This window comes from Pseudomonas sp. C32, assembly GCF_030417915.1.
Classification (GTDB): Bacteria; Pseudomonadota; Gammaproteobacteria; order Pseudomonadales; family Pseudomonadaceae; genus Aquipseudomonas.
Genome location: NZ_JAUHUK010000026.1, coordinates 57,451 through 73,475 on the forward strand (window position 1 = coordinate 57,451; position 16,025 = coordinate 73,475).

The 16,025-nt window shown below is 59.4% G+C and carries 14 protein-coding genes; 12 read left to right on the plus strand and 2 right to left on the minus strand.

Going from position 1 to position 16,025, the window contains the following annotated elements; genetic code table 11:
• Nucleotides 1–65: 65 nt before the first annotated feature.
• The 4 genes from QYH43_RS24135 (at nt 66) to accC (ending at nt 4,263) form a co-directional block, all read left to right on the plus strand.
• Nucleotides 66–1,811, plus strand: coding sequence for a protein-disulfide reductase DsbD (locus QYH43_RS24135; protein ID WP_301158260.1), 1,746 nt, complete (start codon nt 66–68; stop codon nt 1,809–1,811).
• 131 nt (nt 1,812–1,942) lie between these two features.
• The gene (aroQ, locus tag QYH43_RS24140; RefSeq protein WP_007971361.1) at nt 1,943–2,398 is read left to right on the plus strand and encodes a type II 3-dehydroquinate dehydratase; all 456 of its coding nucleotides are present in this window, start codon (nt 1,943–1,945) and stop codon (nt 2,396–2,398) included.
• Nucleotides 2,399–2,422: 24 nt separating this feature from the next.
• On the plus strand, nt 2,423–2,887 hold the full coding sequence (gene accB / locus QYH43_RS24145) for an acetyl-CoA carboxylase biotin carboxyl carrier protein (RefSeq protein WP_095152303.1): 465 nt from the start codon (nt 2,423–2,425) through the stop codon (nt 2,885–2,887).
• A gap of 17 nt (nt 2,888–2,904) precedes the next feature.
• The gene (gene accC, locus QYH43_RS24150) at nt 2,905–4,263 is read left to right on the plus strand and encodes an acetyl-CoA carboxylase biotin carboxylase subunit (protein WP_095056280.1); all 1,359 of its coding nucleotides are present in this window, start codon (nt 2,905–2,907) and stop codon (nt 4,261–4,263) included.
• On the opposite strand, the gene QYH43_RS24155 is transcribed toward accC, so the two are convergent.
• The gene (locus tag QYH43_RS24155; protein WP_143498439.1) at nt 4,260–4,457 is read right to left on the minus strand and encodes a hypothetical protein; all 198 of its coding nucleotides are present in this window, start codon (nt 4,455–4,457) and stop codon (nt 4,260–4,262) included. The two genes, accC and QYH43_RS24155, sit on opposite strands and share 4 nt — an antisense overlap.
• Before the next feature lie 11 nt (nt 4,458–4,468).
• On the opposite strand from QYH43_RS24155, the gene prmA reads away from it, so the two are divergent.
• The 8 genes from prmA (at nt 4,469) to QYH43_RS24195 (ending at nt 14,784) form a co-directional block, all read left to right on the plus strand.
• Complete coding sequence (gene prmA, locus QYH43_RS24160; protein ID WP_095056281.1) at nt 4,469–5,347, plus strand: 50S ribosomal protein L11 methyltransferase; 879 nt, start codon at nt 4,469–4,471, stop codon at nt 5,345–5,347.
• Between the two features lie 30 nt (nt 5,348–5,377).
• Nucleotides 5,378–6,604: a DUF3426 domain-containing protein gene (locus QYH43_RS24165; protein WP_095152302.1), complete on the plus strand. Its 1,227-nt coding sequence runs from the start codon at nt 5,378–5,380 to the stop codon at nt 6,602–6,604.
• Nucleotides 6,605–6,789: 185 nt separating this feature from the next.
• Nucleotides 6,790–7,800 (plus strand): tRNA dihydrouridine synthase DusB, encoded by a 1,011-nt coding sequence (gene dusB, locus QYH43_RS24170; protein WP_095056283.1) that lies wholly within the window; start codon nt 6,790–6,792, stop codon nt 7,798–7,800.
• On the plus strand, nt 7,797–8,117 hold the full coding sequence (fis, locus tag QYH43_RS24175; protein ID WP_015093301.1) for a DNA-binding transcriptional regulator Fis: 321 nt from the start codon (nt 7,797–7,799) through the stop codon (nt 8,115–8,117). The genes dusB and fis overlap by 4 nt, the downstream gene beginning before the upstream one ends.
• Before the next feature lie 81 nt (nt 8,118–8,198).
• Nucleotides 8,199–9,806, plus strand: coding sequence for a bifunctional phosphoribosylaminoimidazolecarboxamide formyltransferase/IMP cyclohydrolase (gene purH, locus QYH43_RS24180; RefSeq protein ID WP_095152301.1), 1,608 nt, complete (start codon nt 8,199–8,201; stop codon nt 9,804–9,806).
• A 144-nt stretch (nt 9,807–9,950) separates the two neighbouring features.
• Nucleotides 9,951–11,246, plus strand: coding sequence for a phosphoribosylamine--glycine ligase (gene purD / locus QYH43_RS24185; RefSeq protein WP_095152300.1), 1,296 nt, complete (start codon nt 9,951–9,953; stop codon nt 11,244–11,246).
• A gap of 99 nt (nt 11,247–11,345) precedes the next feature.
• Nucleotides 11,346–14,123 (plus strand): hybrid sensor histidine kinase/response regulator, encoded by a 2,778-nt coding sequence (locus QYH43_RS24190; RefSeq protein ID WP_095152299.1) that lies wholly within the window; start codon nt 11,346–11,348, stop codon nt 14,121–14,123.
• Between the two features lie 64 nt (nt 14,124–14,187).
• Nucleotides 14,188–14,784 carry a MarC family protein gene (locus tag QYH43_RS24195; protein WP_095056287.1) on the plus strand — a complete coding sequence of 199 codons (597 nt, stop codon included), beginning with the start codon at nt 14,188–14,190 and terminating at the stop codon, nt 14,782–14,784.
• A 53-nt stretch (nt 14,785–14,837) separates the two neighbouring features.
• Here the strand turns inward: QYH43_RS24195 and QYH43_RS24200 are convergent, their stop codons facing one another.
• On the minus strand, nt 14,838–15,629 hold the full coding sequence (locus QYH43_RS24200) for a hypothetical protein (RefSeq protein WP_095152298.1): 792 nt from the start codon (nt 15,627–15,629) through the stop codon (nt 14,838–14,840).
• Nucleotides 15,630–16,025: the final 396 nt, after the last annotated feature.

Genomic DNA, 16,025 nt, shown 5'->3' on the forward strand with positions numbered 1-16,025 from the left:
AAGCGTGTCTGCATACACTGCGACTGTCCGCTATCATCCCCCCAATTCCGATACGCGAGATTGTCATGCGCCGTTTGCTCTGCCTGCTGCTGTTTGTCTTCGCCTTGCCGGTCGCCGCCACCGGGTTGCTGGAGAGCCGTCCAAATTCGACGTTCGGCTCGATCAACAACAGCGCCGACTTCCTGCCGGTGCGCGAAGCCTTTCAGTTGAGTCTGGTCGACAGCACGCCGCAATCGATCAAGCTGCGTTTTGTCGCCACCGAGGGCTACTACCTCTATCGCCATCGATTTCAATTTCGTGCCGATCCGGCCGACGCCCTGCTCGGCACGGCACGCCTGCCCGACGGGCAAAAAAAACACGATGAGTACTTCGGCGATGTCGAGGTCTATCACGGCATTCTCGACGTCGAGCTACCGCGCACGGACTCACGCGCTTTCACCCTGGCCGTGACGTATCAAGGCTGCGCCGACAAAGGCCTGTGCTACCCGCCCGAAACCGAGCGCCTGAGCATCAGTGACAGTAGCGCCGCAGCGACGCCCTACAACTGGAGCTGGCGAGAACTGGCGCTGTTCTTCCTCGCCGGCCTGGGCCTGACGTTCACGCCCTGCGTGCTGCCGATGCTGCCGATCCTGTCGGGTGTTGTCTTGCGCGGTCAGGTGGGCGGCTTGCGCGGGTTCAATCTTTCGCTGGCGTACGTGCTGCCAATGGCTGCCTGTTTCGCCCTGCTCGGTGCGTTGATGGGGATGTTCGGCGCGCAGCTGAATCTTCAGGCACGCCTTCAATCCGTCTGGGTGCTGGTGCCCTTCGCGATGTTTTTTGCCGTGTTTGCCCTGGCGATGTTCGGCGTATTTGAACTCAAGCTGCCGCAGGCCATCAGCAGTCGCCTGGACCGTATCGCCGGTCGTACCGAGGGCGGCTCCCTGTGGGGCGCAGCGGTGCTGGGCGTGGTTTCCAGCCTGCTGGTTTCGCCCTGCGTTTCGGCGCCATTGGCCGGGGCCTTGCTGTACATCAGCGCCAGCGGCGATGCTTTGGGTGGCGGATTGAAACTGTTCATGCTCGGCCTCGGCATGGGCACCCCGCTGCTGCTGGTGGCTACAGGCGGCGCGGCGTGGCTACCGAAAAGCGGGCCATGGCTGATCTATGTGAAGAATGCGATTGGCGTGTTGTTGCTGGGGCTGGCGATCGGCCTCCTCAGCCGTGTCCTGCCCGGCCAAATTACCTTGCTGCTGATCGGCTTGCTGGCCGGTGGCGTCGGATTGTTCTTGGGAGCGCTGGAGTTCGTCTACAAACCGCCGAGAAAACGCCTGGGCCAGTTGCTCGGGATGTTTTTGCTGTTTTATGCCCTGGCTTGCTGGTACGGCGCGTTCAGTGGCCAGACCGACCCGTTCAACCCGATTGGCCAGCCGCGTCTCGTCGAGGCAGCCGGTCAAGCGCCAAGCATCAGCGCCTGGCAAACCGTCAGCACCCCGGCCGACCTGGACCGTGTGCTCACCGAGGCACGATCCTCCGGCACCCCGTTGCTGCTCGACTGGTACGCCGACTGGTGCATCAGCTGCAAAGTCATCGAACATGAAGTGCTCAAAGACCCGATCGTCGTCGAACGTCTCAAGGGCTATCGTCTGATCCGCTTCGACATCACCGCCAGCAACGCCGAGCAACGCGCCCTGCTCGACCGCTATCAACTGTTCGGGCCACCGGCACTGATGTTTTTCGGCAAGGATGGCGTCGAACGCGCCGATGTTCGGGTGATCGGCGAGATCAGCGCCAAAGACTTCGCTGAACGTGTTGTGAAGGCGAATGACCAGATTTAATCAAGCAGTCATATATTTTGCGCAAACATCGGGCAACGTGCTGGCTATTGCAGAGAACTGGACAGTCACAAACCCTTTGCGGCATAGTCGCCGGGTTCTGACAATTGCACGCTGATAACAAGGAACAGCCGATGGCGACGCTACTCGTACTGCACGGACCCAACCTGAATTTGCTCGGCACCCGCGAACCGGGCACCTATGGCGCCACGACACTGGCGCAGATCAACCAGGACCTGGAACGCCGTGCCCGCGAAGCCGGTCACCATTTGCTGCACCTGCAAAGCAATGCCGAGTACGAATTGATCGACCGCATCCACGCCGCGCGCAGCGAAGGCGTGGACTTCATTTTGATCAATCCGGCAGCTTTTACGCATACAAGTGTCGCTTTACGTGACGCGCTGCTGGCAGTGAGCATCCCATTCATCGAAGTGCATTTGTCTAACGTGCACAAACGCGAACCTTTTCGCCATCACTCTTACTTCTCCGACGTAGCGGTGGGAGTGATCTGCGGCCTTGGCGCCAGCGGTTACCGACTGGCCCTGGAGGCCGCCCTGGAACAGCTTGAACAACAAGTTAACCGCCCCTGACCGACCCTTGGGAGTTGATGATTCATGGATATCCGTAAAGTTAAGAAACTGATCGAATTGCTGGAAGAGTCCGGCATCGACGAGCTCGAGATCAAGGAAGGCGAAGAGTCCGTACGCATCAGCCGTCATAGCAAGACCCCGGCTCAGCAGTACTACGCGCCAGCTCCAATGCATGCTCCGGCCCCTGCGCCTGTCGCTGCCGCCGCTCCGGCTGCCGCTGCCGCACCAGCTGCTCCGGCCGCTCCAGTGCTGAACGGCACCGTTGCCCGTTCGCCGATGGTCGGTACGTTCTATCGCAAATCTTCGCCAAGCTCGCCGTCCTTCGTTGAAGTCGGCCAGACCGTGAAGAAAGGCGACACCCTGTGCATCGTTGAAGCCATGAAGATGATGAACCACATCGAAGCTGAAACCAGCGGTGTGATCGAATCCATCCTCGTTGAAGACGGCCAGCCGGTTGAGTACGACCAACCGCTGTTCACCATCGTTTGAACCGCGGAGAGCCTTTGATGACTGCGAAGTTGGAAAAAGTTCTGATCGCCAACCGCGGTGAGATCGCCCTGCGGATCCTGCGCGCCTGCAAAGAGATGGGCATCAAGACCGTCGCCGTTTACTCCAAGGCTGACAAGGAACTGATGCACCTGGGCCTGGCAGACGAATCCGTCTGCATCGGTCCGGCATCGGCCGCCCACTCCTACCTGCACATTCCGGCAATCATCGCCGCGGCTGAAGTGACTGGCGCCACCGCCATTCACCCGGGCTACGGCTTCCTTGCGGAAAACGCCGACTTCGCCGAGCAGGTCGAGAACTCAGGCTTCGCGTTCATTGGCCCGAAAGCCGACACCATTCGCCTGATGGGCGACAAGGTATCGGCCAAGCACGCCATGATCGCCGCCGGCGTTCCAACCGTTCCGGGTTCCGACGGCCCGCTGCCGGAAGACGAAGAAACCGCTCTGCGCATTGGTCGCGAAGTGGGTTATCCGGTGATCATCAAGGCCGCTGGCGGCGGCGGTGGTCGCGGCATGCGCGTTGTGCACAAGGAAGAAGACCTGATTTCCTCGGCACAACTGACCCGCTCTGAAGCAGGCGCGGCGTTCGGCAACCCGATGGTCTACCTGGAAAAATTCCTGACCAACCCACGTCACGTGGAAGTTCAGGTTCTCTCCGACGGCCAGGGCCACGCCATCCACCTGGGTGACCGCGATTGCTCGCTGCAACGTCGCCACCAGAAAGTCCTCGAAGAAGCGCCGGCACCGGGCATCGACGAGCAGGCTCGCCAGGAAGTCTTCGCCCGCTGCGTCAAGGCGTGCATCGACATCGGTTACCGTGGCGCCGGTACTTTCGAGTTCCTGTACGAGAACGGTCGCTTCTACTTCATCGAGATGAACACTCGTGTCCAGGTAGAGCACCCGGTTTCGGAAATGGTCACCGGTATCGACATCGTCAAGGAGATGCTCAGCATCGCCGCCGGCAACAAGCTGTCGTTCACCCAGGATGACGTGGTCATCCGCGGTCACTCGCTGGAATGCCGGATCAACGCCGAAGACCCGAAAACCTTCATGCCAAGCCCTGGCACGGTCAAGCATTTCCACGCTCCAGGCGGCAACGGCGTTCGCGTCGATTCCCACCTGTACAGTGGCTATGCCGTTCCGCCGAACTACGATTCGTTGATCGGCAAGCTGATCACCTACGGCGCAACCCGTGACGAAGCCATGGCGCGCATGCGCAATGCGCTGGACGAGATCGTGGTAGACGGGATCAAGACCAACATCCCGCTGCACCGCGACCTGACCCGCGACGAAGGCTTCTGCAAAGGGGGCGTGAACATTCACTACCTCGAGCACAAGCTGGCTGGCGAGAAGCACTAAGCTTCGACCCTATCGACAAAGCCGCCTTCGGGCGGCTTTGTTGTTTGCGGAAAAAGAAAGATCAAAAGATCGCAGCCTGCGGCAGCTCCTACCCTGCGATCTTTTGATTTTTCTCCATGGTCGTCATCGACGTCGCGCTCGCGTAAACTTGCGCGCTTCTCGCAGCCCGCTAGGCTGCAATCAATATTTTTCAAAGGTGCCCGCCATGCCTTGGCTGCAAGTCCGTCTCGCCATCAGCCCAGAACAAGCCGAAACCTACGAAGACGCTTTCCTTGAAGTGGGCGCCGTGTCGGTGACCTTCATGGATGCCGAGGATCAACCGATCTTCGAACCGGAACTCAACACCACCCCGCTGTGGTCCCACACGCACCTGCTGGCGCTGTTCGAAGGCGGCACCGAGCCAGGCCCGGTATTGGCCCATCTTGAGCTGCTGACCGGCAGCCCGCTGCCCGAGCACCACAGCGAAGTGATCGAAGACCAGGACTGGGAACGCAGCTGGATGGACGGTTTCCAGCCGATGCAATTCGGCCAGCGCCTGTGGATCGTGCCGAGCTGGCACGCCGCACCGGAACCCGATGCAGTGAACCTGCTGCTAGACCCGGGCCTCGCATTCGGCACCGGCACCCACCCGACCACCGCACTGTGCCTGGAATGGCTCGACGGCCAGGACCTGAAAGACTGCAACGTGCTGGACTTTGGCTGCGGCTCGGGGATTCTGGCGATTGCCGCCCTGCTGCTGGGCGCCAAGGAAGCCGTGGGCACCGACATCGACGTGCAGGCGCTGGAAGCTTCCCGCGACAATGCCGGGCGCAACAACATCGCCGAACACCTGTTCCCGCTGTACCTGCCGGAAGATCTGCCGCAGGTTCAGGCCGACGTGCTGGTGGCCAACATTCTCGCCGGCCCGCTGGTGTCCCTGGCGCCACAGTTGACCCGCCTGGTGAAATCGGGCGGCCGCCTGGCGCTGTCGGGCATCCTCGCCGAGCAAGGCGATGACGTCGCTGCCGCCTACGCGAAGGACTTCGATCTGGACCCGATCGCCAATCGCGACGGCTGGGTGCGCATCACTGGTCGTCGGCGCTAGAATGACCGCCTGCCTATACCGGATCGCCGCATGACCGACAGTTTCGTCACCCAGTGCCCGCATTGCCAAACCAGCTTCCGCGTCAGCCATGCTCAGTTGAGCGTGGCGCGGGGCGTGGTTCGTTGCGGCTCGTGCCTGCAGGTGTTCAATGCCGCCAAGCAACTGCTTGAGCAGGCCGGCAAGGAGGCGCCAATCCCACCGGCAGCCGAAACGCCGCAAGAGCCCCGCGCCATCAGCCAAAAGCAATGGAGCGCGACCGCGCTGGATCTGGACAGCCTGGATCTCGACGAAGAGCTTGCCCGGCTTGAACAGCGGGAAATCCAGCCCGCCACCGAACTTGGTCGCCATCGCGACGACTCGCTGAGTGCCCGTCGCGATTCCGTCGAACAGGACGATGAGCCGTGGTCCGACAGTCTGTTCAGCGAGTCGGCCGCCGATCGCGCAAAAACCGAGCCCCCGTTCGACAGTTTCGAGACACCCGAGCCGACGATTGAATCGGACAAAGGCTCGCGCACCGAACCTTCCCTGTCTCTGGAGCCGGTGGAGCTGGACGACGAATCGCAGCCGCCACAACTGCGACTGCACGATCCGCTCGACACACCGCTCAACCATGAACGCCTGTCGGCAGCCGACGAGCACGAGATCGACGATGAACTGCCGCCGGTCGAACCGCTGCGCCAGCGACGCGAACGCAGCGAACCCGGCGTGCGCGCTGAAGTACTGCAGGACCTGACCGACGATCCGCTGCAACTGGACTGGCAAAAGCGCCGCTCTCCCTGGGGCCGCCGCCTGTTCTGGTTGTTGTTGACCCTGCTCGCCGCTGGCGCCCTCGTCGGCCAGTACATCGCCTACGACTTCGACAACCTGGCGCGACAAGACCAATACCGTCCATGGTTCCAGCAACTGTGCCCGCAAATCGGTTGCGACGTTCCGTCCAGGGTCGACATCGCGAAAATCAAAAGCAGCAACCTGGTTGTGCGCAGCCATCCGGAGTTCAACGGCGCGCTGGTGGTCGATGCCATCATCTATAATCGCGCCCCTTTCTCCCAACCCTTCCCACTGCTGGAACTGCGCTTTGCAGACCTCAACGGCCACCTGATCGCCAGTCGACGCTTCAAACCCGGCGAGTACCTCAACGGCGATCTCGAAGGCATGGTGGAAATGCCACCACAAACGCCTATCCACATCGCACTGGACATTCTCGATCCAGGCGCCAAAGCGGTGAACTACAGCCTGAGCTTTCACTCGCCGGAGTGAAAAGCTTCCCCGCGCCGGGATTGACGTCGACTTTCTGACTGCCTCCCACCGAACCAAACCGCTGGTAATAACAGAATAACTGTTCAGATTTTGTTCAATTCAGCCTTTATCCAGTCATCGAGAGCGGGTATCATGCCAACCCTTTTTCGAACTCTCATGATCCGGCCCCACAACAGGGAAGTCCTATGTCGGCGGTACGCATCGGTCCATACACATTACAAAACAGCTTGATTCTCGCCCCGATGGCGGGCGTCACTGACCAACCCTTTCGTCAGCTCTGCAAGCGCTTGGGTGCAGGGCTAGTCGTCTCGGAAATGGTCACCAGCGACATGAGTTTGTGGAATACCCGCAAATCGCGCATGCGCATGATCCACGAAGGTGATCCCGAGCCACGCTCGGTACAGATCGCCGGTGGTGACGCACAGATGCTGGCGGACGCGGCCCGGGCCAACGTCGAACTGGGCGCACAGATTATTGACATCAACATGGGCTGTCCGGCGAAGAAGGTCTGCAACAAGGCTGCCGGTTCCGCGCTGTTGAAGGATGAAGCCTTGGTTACCGAGATCCTGCAGGCCGTCGTGGCTGCGGTTGATGTGCCGGTGACCCTGAAGATCCGGACCGGATGGGACCGGGACAACAAGAACGGCCTGACGGTGGCGAAGATCGCTGAACAGGCAGGCATTACGGCACTGGCGGTGCATGGCCGCACCCGAGCCGACCTGTACACCGGTGAAGCCGAGTACGACACGATTGCCGCGATCAAGCAGGCCGTGTCGATACCGGTTTTCGCCAACGGCGATATCGATTCGCCGGAGAAAGCCCGGTACGTGCTCGATGCGACCGGTGTTGACGGCCTGTTGATTGGCCGGGCGGCCCAGGGGCGGCCGTGGATTTTTCGTGAGATCGATCATTTCCTGCGTACCGGCGAGAAACTCCCGGCGCTGGAGCTGATCGAGGTGGAACGCATTCTGCTAGAGCATCTGGCTGCCCTGCACGTCTTCTATGGCGATGTCATGGGCGTCCGTATCGCTCGAAAGCATGTGGGCTGGTATCTCGCAACCTTGCCGGGCGCCAGGGAATTTCGCGCCCACTTCAATCGTTTGGATGGTACGGAAACACAATGCGCCAACGTTCGGGAGTTTTTTGCCGAGCGTTACAAGAGCCTGACAGGGGACGGAGAAGGGGTGGCCGCATGACGATGATGACCGAGACTTTAGTGAGTGGAACAACACCCGTGAGCGACAACGTGAATTTGAAACAGCACCTCAATACGCCGAGCGAAGAAGGTCAGACCCTTCGCGGGAGTGTCGAGAAGGCGCTGCACAATTATTTCGCCCACCTTGAGGGCGCTGCCGTCACGGATGTGTACAACCTGGTGCTCTCCGAAGTCGAGGCCCCCCTGCTCGAGTGCGTGATGAACTACGTCAAGGGCAACCAGACCAAGGCCAGCGAGATGCTCGGACTGAACCGGGGCACGCTGCGCAAGAAACTCAAGCAGTACGATTTGCTGTAAGCATTCAATCAAACCAGAAAGGCGCCCGCGTAAAACCGGTCGCCTTTTTTGCTGACTCCTTTGCTTTTGATGGAAATTGAAATGACCGACCAGACTACCCGCCTGCCGATCCGCCGCGCCTTGATCAGTGTTTCCGACAAGACCGGGATCCTCGAATTCGCCAAAGAGCTTGAAGCCCTGGGCGTCGAGATTCTCTCCACCGGCGGAACGTTCAAGCTGCTGCAGGACAACGGCGTTGCCGCAGTGGAAGTCGCGGATTACACCGGTTTCGCGGAAATGATGGACGGCCGGGTGAAAACCCTGCACCCGAAAATCCACGGCGGCATCCTCGGTCGTCGCGGCATCGACGACGCCATCATGAACGAGCACGGCATCAAGCCGATCGATCTGGTCGCGGTCAACCTGTACCCGTTCGAAGCCACCATCAACAAGCCTGACTGCGACCTGCCGACCGCTATCGAGAACATCGACATCGGCGGCCCGACCATGGTCCGTTCGGCAGCAAAAAACCATAAAGACGTGGCCATCGTGGTCAATGCCGGCGACTACGCCAGCGTCCTGGAAGGCCTCAAGGCCGGCGGCCTGACCTACGCTCAGCGTTTCGACCTGATGCTCAAGGCATTCGAACACACCGCGGCCTACGACGGCATGATCGCCAACTACATGGGCACCGTGAATCAGGCTGCCGAGACACTCTCGACCTCCGGTCGCAGCGAGTTCCCACGCACCTTCAACAGCCAGTTCATCAAGGCTCAGGAAATGCGCTACGGCGAGAACCCGCACCAGAGCGCGGCGTTCTACGTGGAAGCCAAGCCTGCCGAAGTCGGCATCGCCACCGCGACCCAACTGCAAGGCAAAGAGCTGTCGTACAACAACGTGGCTGACACCGATGCCGCGCTGGAATGCGTGAAGAGCTTCGTCAAGCCAGCCTGCGTGATCGTCAAGCACGCCAACCCGTGCGGCGTGGCGGTGAGCCCGGACGCCGAAGGCGGCATCCGTCAGGCTTACGAACTGGCCTACGCCACCGATACCGAATCGGCTTTCGGCGGCATCATCGCCTTCAACCGCGAACTCGATGCCGAGACCGCCAAGGCCATCGTCGAGCGTCAGTTCGTCGAAGTGATCATCGCCCCGAGCGTCAGCGAAGAGGCCCGCGCCATCGTTGCCGCCAAAGCCAACGTGCGCCTGCTGGCCTGCGGCGAGTGGGCGGCTGATCGCGCCGCTGCCTGGGATTACAAACGCGTCAACGGTGGCCTGCTGGTGCAGAGCCGCGACATCGGCATGATCGGCGCCGACGACCTGAAAGTGGTGACCAAGCGCGCCCCGAGCGAACAGGAAATCAATGACCTGATCTTCGCCTGGAAAGTCGCCAAGTACGTGAAGTCCAACGCCATCGTCTACGCCAAGAACCGCCAGACCATCGGTGTCGGCGCTGGCCAGATGAGCCGCGTGAACTCCGCACGCATTGCTGCCATCAAGGCAGAGCATGCTGGCCTGCAGGTTCAAGGTGCGGTCATGGCATCCGACGCATTCTTCCCGTTCCGCGACGGCATCGACAACGCGGCCAAGGTCGGTATCACTGCGGTGATCCAGCCAGGCGGCTCGATGCGTGACAACGAAGTGATTGCTGCTGCCGACGAAGCCGGCATCGCCATGGTGCTCACCGGCATGCGTCACTTCCGTCACTGATAACACACCCACTGTAGGAGCCGGCTTGCTGGCGATAGCGGTCTGGCAGGTAAACAGCGATGACCCGATCGCCAGCAAGCCGGCTCCTACAGTCAGCATCCAGCAGGATGCATCCCCGAATTAGCGTCATCCGAGGTTTTTGAAATGAATGTTTTGATCATTGGCAGCGGTGGCCGTGAACACGCACTGGCCTGGAAAGTGGCTCAGGATCCTCGCGTGCAGAAAGTGTTCGTGGCACCGGGTAACGCCGGCACCGCCATCGAAGCCAAGTGCGAGAACGTCGCCATCGACGTGCTGGCCCTGGAGCAACTGGCAGACTTCGCCGAGAAAAACGTTTCCCTGACCATCGTTGGCCCTGAAGTGCCATTGGTTGCCGGCGTTGTAGACCTGTTCCGCAGCCGTGGCCTGGACTGCTTCGGTCCGACCGCTGGCGCTGCGCAGCTGGAAGGTTCGAAAGCGTTCACCAAGGACTTCCTGGCGCGCCACAAGATCCCGACTGCCGACTACCAGAACTTCACCGAGATCGAGCCTGCCCTGGCTTATCTGCGTGAAAAAGGTGCGCCGATCGTAATCAAGGCCGACGGCCTGGCCGCCGGTAAAGGCGTGATCGTCGCCATGACCCTGACTGAAGCCGAAGACGCGGTACGCGACATGTTGGCAGGCAATGCCTTTGGCGAAGCCGGTTCGCGCGTCGTCATCGAAGAGTTCCTGGACGGCGAAGAAGCCAGCTTCATCGTCATGGTCGATGGCAAGAACGTCTTGCCGATGGCCACCAGCCAGGACCACAAACGCGTTGGCGACGGCGATACTGGCCCGAACACTGGCGGCATGGGTGCTTACTCCCCTGCCCCGGTCGTCACCGCCGACGTGCACAAGCGCGTCATGGACCTGGTGATCTGGCCGACCGTGCGCGGCATGGCCGAGGAAGGTAACGTCTACACTGGCTTCCTGTATGCAGGCCTGATGATTGACAAGGCTGGTAACCCAAAAGTTATCGAATTTAACTGCCGTTTCGGCGACCCTGAGACCCAACCGGTCATGCTGCGTTTGCAGTCGAGCCTGGTGCTGCTGGTCGAAGCGGCCCTGGCGCAGGCGCTGGACAAGGTCGAAGCGCAATGGGATCCACGCCCGAGCGTCGGTATCGTATTGGCCGCAGGCGGCTATCCTGGTGACTACGCCAAAGGCGTGGCTATCAACGGCCTGGACGCTGCGGCAGCATTGGAAGGCAAAGTTTTCCACGCTGGTACGGCGCTCAAGGACGGTCAGGTTGTAACGGCCGGTGGTCGGGTGCTTTGCGCCACTGCCATGGGCGTCAGCGTCGACGCTGCCCAACAGCAGGCTTACAAGCTGGCGGCCAGCATTGATTGGGAAGGCTGTTTCTATCGCAAGGACATTGGCTACCGCGCCATTGCCCGCGAGCGTGGCGAAAATCAGGAATAAGGTCAACACCGCGCCAGGCAACGGACTCGATTCCTTGCCTGGCTATTCCGGCGCCGCGCATCGTTATATTCTGGCATTAACCTAAGAAGGGATTTCGCCGTGCGCTGGCTCAGGATTGCCATAAGTTTAACCGTCACGCTGCTGACCTTGCTCTGCATGCTACCGGCCCAGGCCGAGCAAGGCAGTGGCTGGGCAGTATTGCTCGACGAACAGGGCGACCTGCAACTCAGCGACATCCGCTCTGCCCGCTACACCAATCAATTCAGCCCCATCGAACTCGACCGCCTCACGGCAGCCGAGCCCGATGGCGCCTTATGGCTGCGATTCAGACTCTCGCCCGGCAAGCATGAACAATTGCTGCGGGTGTTCGCTCCCGATCTGCGCCAACTCGACCTGTATGTGCTGGACGGCGACAAGCTGGTCGATCAAGCCAACACGGGCAACGAACAGCCCCAGGCGGCGCGGCCACTGCCCAGCAGTGATTTCATGTTGCCGCTACCCCAAAGCGACAAGCCACTCGACGTCTACCTGCGGCTTAACTCCGACCATCAGTTGAGGCCCTACGTCACCCTGCAAGCGGCCGTCATGACCGCCGCCAATCAGGGCCAGACGCTGATCTACGGACTGCTGTTCGGCTGCATCACGATGCTGATCCTGCACAACCTCCTGCGCTATACCTACACCCGTTCTCGCAGCAGCCTCTGGGTAGCGGCATGCGAGGGCTTGCTGATGCTCAGCCTGCTGTTGTTTCTGAACATCGCCGGGGCCTGGCTGCCGGACTGGCGTGCACTGCAAACGCCAGGAGCGTACCTGGCGTTGCTGCTGACAGCGCCTTGCGGCCTGATGCTGACTAACCGGTTCTTCGCACCTCTGGGCCCGCACCCCCTGAACAAGCTGATCATGGGAGAAGTGCTGCTCATCTCCTCCTGTGGCCTGATGTTGTTGTTCGTCAACACCTTGCCACTGAACTTCATCACCTACGGCTTGGTGGCCCTGGCGGGGCTGACCATGTTGTTCATCAGCGCCTATCACTGGCAAAAAAACTATCGCCCGGCACGCTTTTTCGTGGCGGCGATGGTTGTGTTCAACCTTGGGACGCTGATTATTCTCCCAGCCCTGTTGGGGTTGACCCTGATCGAGCCCCACGGGTTGATCACTATCTTGCTGGCACTCATCTGCCTCAGTGGTTTGCTGATGAGTATTGCCCTGAGTGAGCGACAGCGCAGCATCACCGAAAGCCGTTTCAGCATCAGTCGCGATCTGGCCGCCAGCAATGCCGAGATCAATGCCAAGGCGGAGTTCCTGGCGAAAATCAGCCATGAAATCCGCACGCCGATGAACGGCGTACTGGGCATGACCGAGCTGCTGCTGGGCACGCCGCTCTCGGTCAAGCAGCGCGACTATGTGCAGACCATCCACAGTGCCGGCAACGAACTGCTGACATTGATCAACGAAATTCTCGACATTTCCAAGCTCGAATCCGGGCAGATCGAACTCGATGATGTGCAGTTCGATCTCAACGCGCTGATCGAAGATTGCCTGAGTATCTTCCGTGCCAAGGCCGAACAGCAGAACGTCGAGCTGATCAGCTTTATTCAGCCGCAGGTCCCACGGGTCATCAGCGGAGACCCGACGCGTCTGCGCCAGACCCTCCTGAGCCTGCTTGAAAACGCCCTGAAGAAAACCGACGAAGGCGAAATCCTGATCGTCGTCGCTCTCGATGAGCGCACCGCCAAACCGCGCCTGCGCATCGCCGTACAGGACAGCGGCGAACCCATGAACGCCGAAGAGCGCGATGCGCTGATGCACGCCGAACTGCACAGCAGGCACTTCCTCTCGGCCACGCATCTGGGCGGCAACCTGGGGCTGGTGATCGCTCGCCAACTGATTCGCCTGATGCAAGGGGAATTCGGCATCAAGAGCGGCACCAATCAAGGCAGCACGCTATGGCTGACCTTGCCGCTGGACCCCGACCGCCTCGAACACCCGACCTCCGACCTCGATGGCCCGCTGCAAGGCGCACGCGTGCTGGTGGTGGATGACAACGACACCTGTCGCAAGGTGCTGGTGCAACAGTGCACGGCCTGGGGGCTGAACGTCAGCGCCGCGCCTTCCGGCAAGGAAGCGCTGGCGCTGTTGCGCACCAAGGCACACCTGCGCGATTACTTCGATGTGGTCCTGCTCGACCAGAACATGCCCGGCATGACTGGCATGCAACTGGCGGCCAAGATCAAGGAAGACCCAAGCCTGAACCACGACATCCTGTTGATCATGCTGACCGGCATCAGCAATGCGCCCAGCAAGATCATCGCCCGCAACTCGGGGATCAAACGCATCCTCGCCAAACCGGTCGCCGGGTACACGCTTAAAACGACCCTCGCCGACGAGTTGACGCAGCGCAACAAGGGTCTCGCCTTCACTCAGCTACCGCAAAACGTCCCTACCCTGCCGGTCAAGGTTCCGAGTGATTTCCGTATTCTGGTCGCGGAAGACAACAGCATTTCGACCAAGGTCATCCGCGGCATGCTGGGCAAGCTCAACCTGCAACCGGACACTGCCAGCAATGGCGAAGAAGCCTTGCAGGCGATGAAAGCCCAACGTTACGACCTCGTCCTGATGGACTGCGAAATGCCGATCCTCGATGGCTTCTCCGCCACCCAGCAATTGCGCGCATGGGAAGTTGGCAACCAACGGACTCGTACTCCGGTGGTGGCATTGACCGCCCACATTCTCGCTGAGCATAAAGAGCGTGCACGCCAGGCCGGCATGGATGGGCACATGGCCAAACCGGTCGAGCTTTCGCAATTGCGCGAATTGATCGAACACTGGGTCACCCAACGTGATCAGCTAAATCGGGCGGCGACACCCACGTCCTGAGCCGACAGACCCCGCAGCGCCTGATAGACTCCCCCTCGACTTCCCTCGCCAGTGAGCTTGCACCATGCTCCATGTGTTGTTCAGTGTTTACCTGAAGATGCTGGTGCTCTACAGCCCCTTCTTCGTGTTGTCCTGCTTCATCAGCCTGACTCGCGGTTATTCACGCAAGGAACAGCGCCGCCTGGCCTGGAAAGTGGCCCTCGCCACACTGATCTCCAGCGTGTTGCTGTACTTGTTCGGACGGGTGATTTTCAGCGTCTTCGGCATTACTGTGGACGCATTCCGCATTGGTGCCGGTAGCGTGCTGTTCATCTCGGCACTGGCCATGGCGCAAGGCAAGTCAGCGGTACAGACCGACAACGTGCAGCAGGACGTGACCATCGTCCCGCTGACCATTCCCCTGACGGTTGGGCCCGGCACCATCGGCGCCTTGCTGGTGATGGGCGTGGGCCAGCCGCACTGGGACGACAAGCTCACGGCCATCGTGGGTATTGCGTTAGCCAGCTTCACCGTAGGAGTGGTGCTGTATCTGTCCGGCCGCATCGAACGCATTCTCGGCGACCAGGGCTTGCAGATTGTCAGCCGGTTGATGGGGTTGTTTGTGTGTGCGTTGGCGGCGCAGATTATTTTCACCGGGGTGAAGGGGTATCTGGTGCCTTAGGGATAGCCGCGACGTAAAGCCAGAGGTAAATGCCTCTGGCAACCGAGTTGTACTTAAGTCGGCGAATACTCGTAAAAAAGAGCCTCTCGGAGCTCGTCAAGAAACTTGATGGTCTCAGCCTCTTTCCTCAGATCCTCTTCGTGAATAGTGAAATACGCTTTACCTTGATAAATATCCAGATCGGAGCTATTCCATTCCACGAACAGCACTCTAGTGTGCTGCATCGATGGAATGCAACTCACCGTACCCACGACCATCGACACTTCCGCATCGTCATCTTGCTTGCAAACAGAAACGCCGAAGTTAATACCATCGGCATCTGCAGTATTCCTCTCGAATAAATTTACCGCATCGGGTTGTTTCTTGAGTGCATCAATGGTTTTGTCCGCCACGACTTTAAGCGCATTAGCGGCGGTGCCAGCCAGCCCACCGGCTGCCGAATGAACAATGTCCAGAGCTACATTGTCCATCGTCAATTTAGCGCTGCTCGACTTGTAGCGAGTTAAAGCTGCATGATAATTGGTCCACCCAAGGGCGAACATCAGATTTTTGAAAGCCTCGTAACGGGCGGCCCTCTGCGTTTTACTCGGGAACAGGATCTTTGCAGAGATCGAAGCATACGCGTAGGTATTTTTTACAATACGTTTGTTACGCCTGCTCATCCCCTCCAAAAAACCAACAATGCCATCGCCCATGATTGCGGCGTTCAGTTCATCCCGATCAATCGGCAGCTGCATTGCCATACGCATCCGACTCTTCGGACCGGCCAGCGCCAACTTCATCCTACATTGCTCAAGGCATTGATCTAAGTATGCGTGAGCTTCTGCATCATTCATCTTGTTCATTTAAAATTCCTTTTTATTTAATACTGACGATAACTTCAATAAATCACCCAACAAAACCTATCGCAACCACCAAGTAACTTCAAGGCCTTAAAAAGCAACTAAAAAATACCACTGAAACGGCATTAAATAATTTTTGAAAAAAAGCACGCAAATGAACATACAAAATCACACACAACAACTCACGCTTCACGCAAAGGCAAAGGCAAAGGCAAAGGCAAAGGCAAAGGCAAAGGCAAAGGCAAAGGCAAACACTCCGACTCAATACATAATTAGGCAAGTCAATATCTGCTGCACATGCCAGCATTAACCTACATTCTCTGACGCATTGGTCAAGAGAACAAAAAAGCCACAGCAGCACGAATAAATACTCAGCTGCCGTGGCTTTTTTGTCGAAGG

Bases quoted from the DNA above. Each gene is read 5' to 3' on its own strand.
- QYH43_RS24135 (WP_301158260.1), top strand. From the start codon at position 66: ATGCGCCGTTTGCTCTGCCTGCTGCTGTTTGTCTTCGCCTTGCCGGTC.
- aroQ (WP_007971361.1), top strand. From the start codon at position 1,943: ATGGCGACGCTACTCGTACTGCACGGACCCAACCTGAATTTGCTCGGC.
- accB (WP_095152303.1), top strand. From the start codon at position 2,423: ATGGATATCCGTAAAGTTAAGAAACTGATCGAATTGCTGGAAGAGTCC.
- accC (WP_095056280.1), top strand. From the start codon at position 2,905: ATGACTGCGAAGTTGGAAAAAGTTCTGATCGCCAACCGCGGTGAGATC.
- prmA (WP_095056281.1), top strand. From the start codon at position 4,469: ATGCCTTGGCTGCAAGTCCGTCTCGCCATCAGCCCAGAACAAGCCGAA.
- QYH43_RS24165 (WP_095152302.1), top strand. From the start codon at position 5,378: ATGACCGACAGTTTCGTCACCCAGTGCCCGCATTGCCAAACCAGCTTC.
- dusB (WP_095056283.1), top strand. From the start codon at position 6,790: ATGTCGGCGGTACGCATCGGTCCATACACATTACAAAACAGCTTGATT.
- fis (WP_015093301.1), top strand. From the start codon at position 7,797: ATGACGATGATGACCGAGACTTTAGTGAGTGGAACAACACCCGTGAGC.
- purH (WP_095152301.1), top strand. From the start codon at position 8,199: ATGACCGACCAGACTACCCGCCTGCCGATCCGCCGCGCCTTGATCAGT.
- purD (WP_095152300.1), top strand. From the start codon at position 9,951: ATGAATGTTTTGATCATTGGCAGCGGTGGCCGTGAACACGCACTGGCC.
- QYH43_RS24195 (WP_095056287.1), top strand. From the start codon at position 14,188: ATGCTCCATGTGTTGTTCAGTGTTTACCTGAAGATGCTGGTGCTCTAC.
- QYH43_RS24200 (WP_095152298.1), bottom strand. From the start codon at position 15,629: ATGAACAAGATGAATGATGCAGAAGCTCACGCATACTTAGATCAATGC.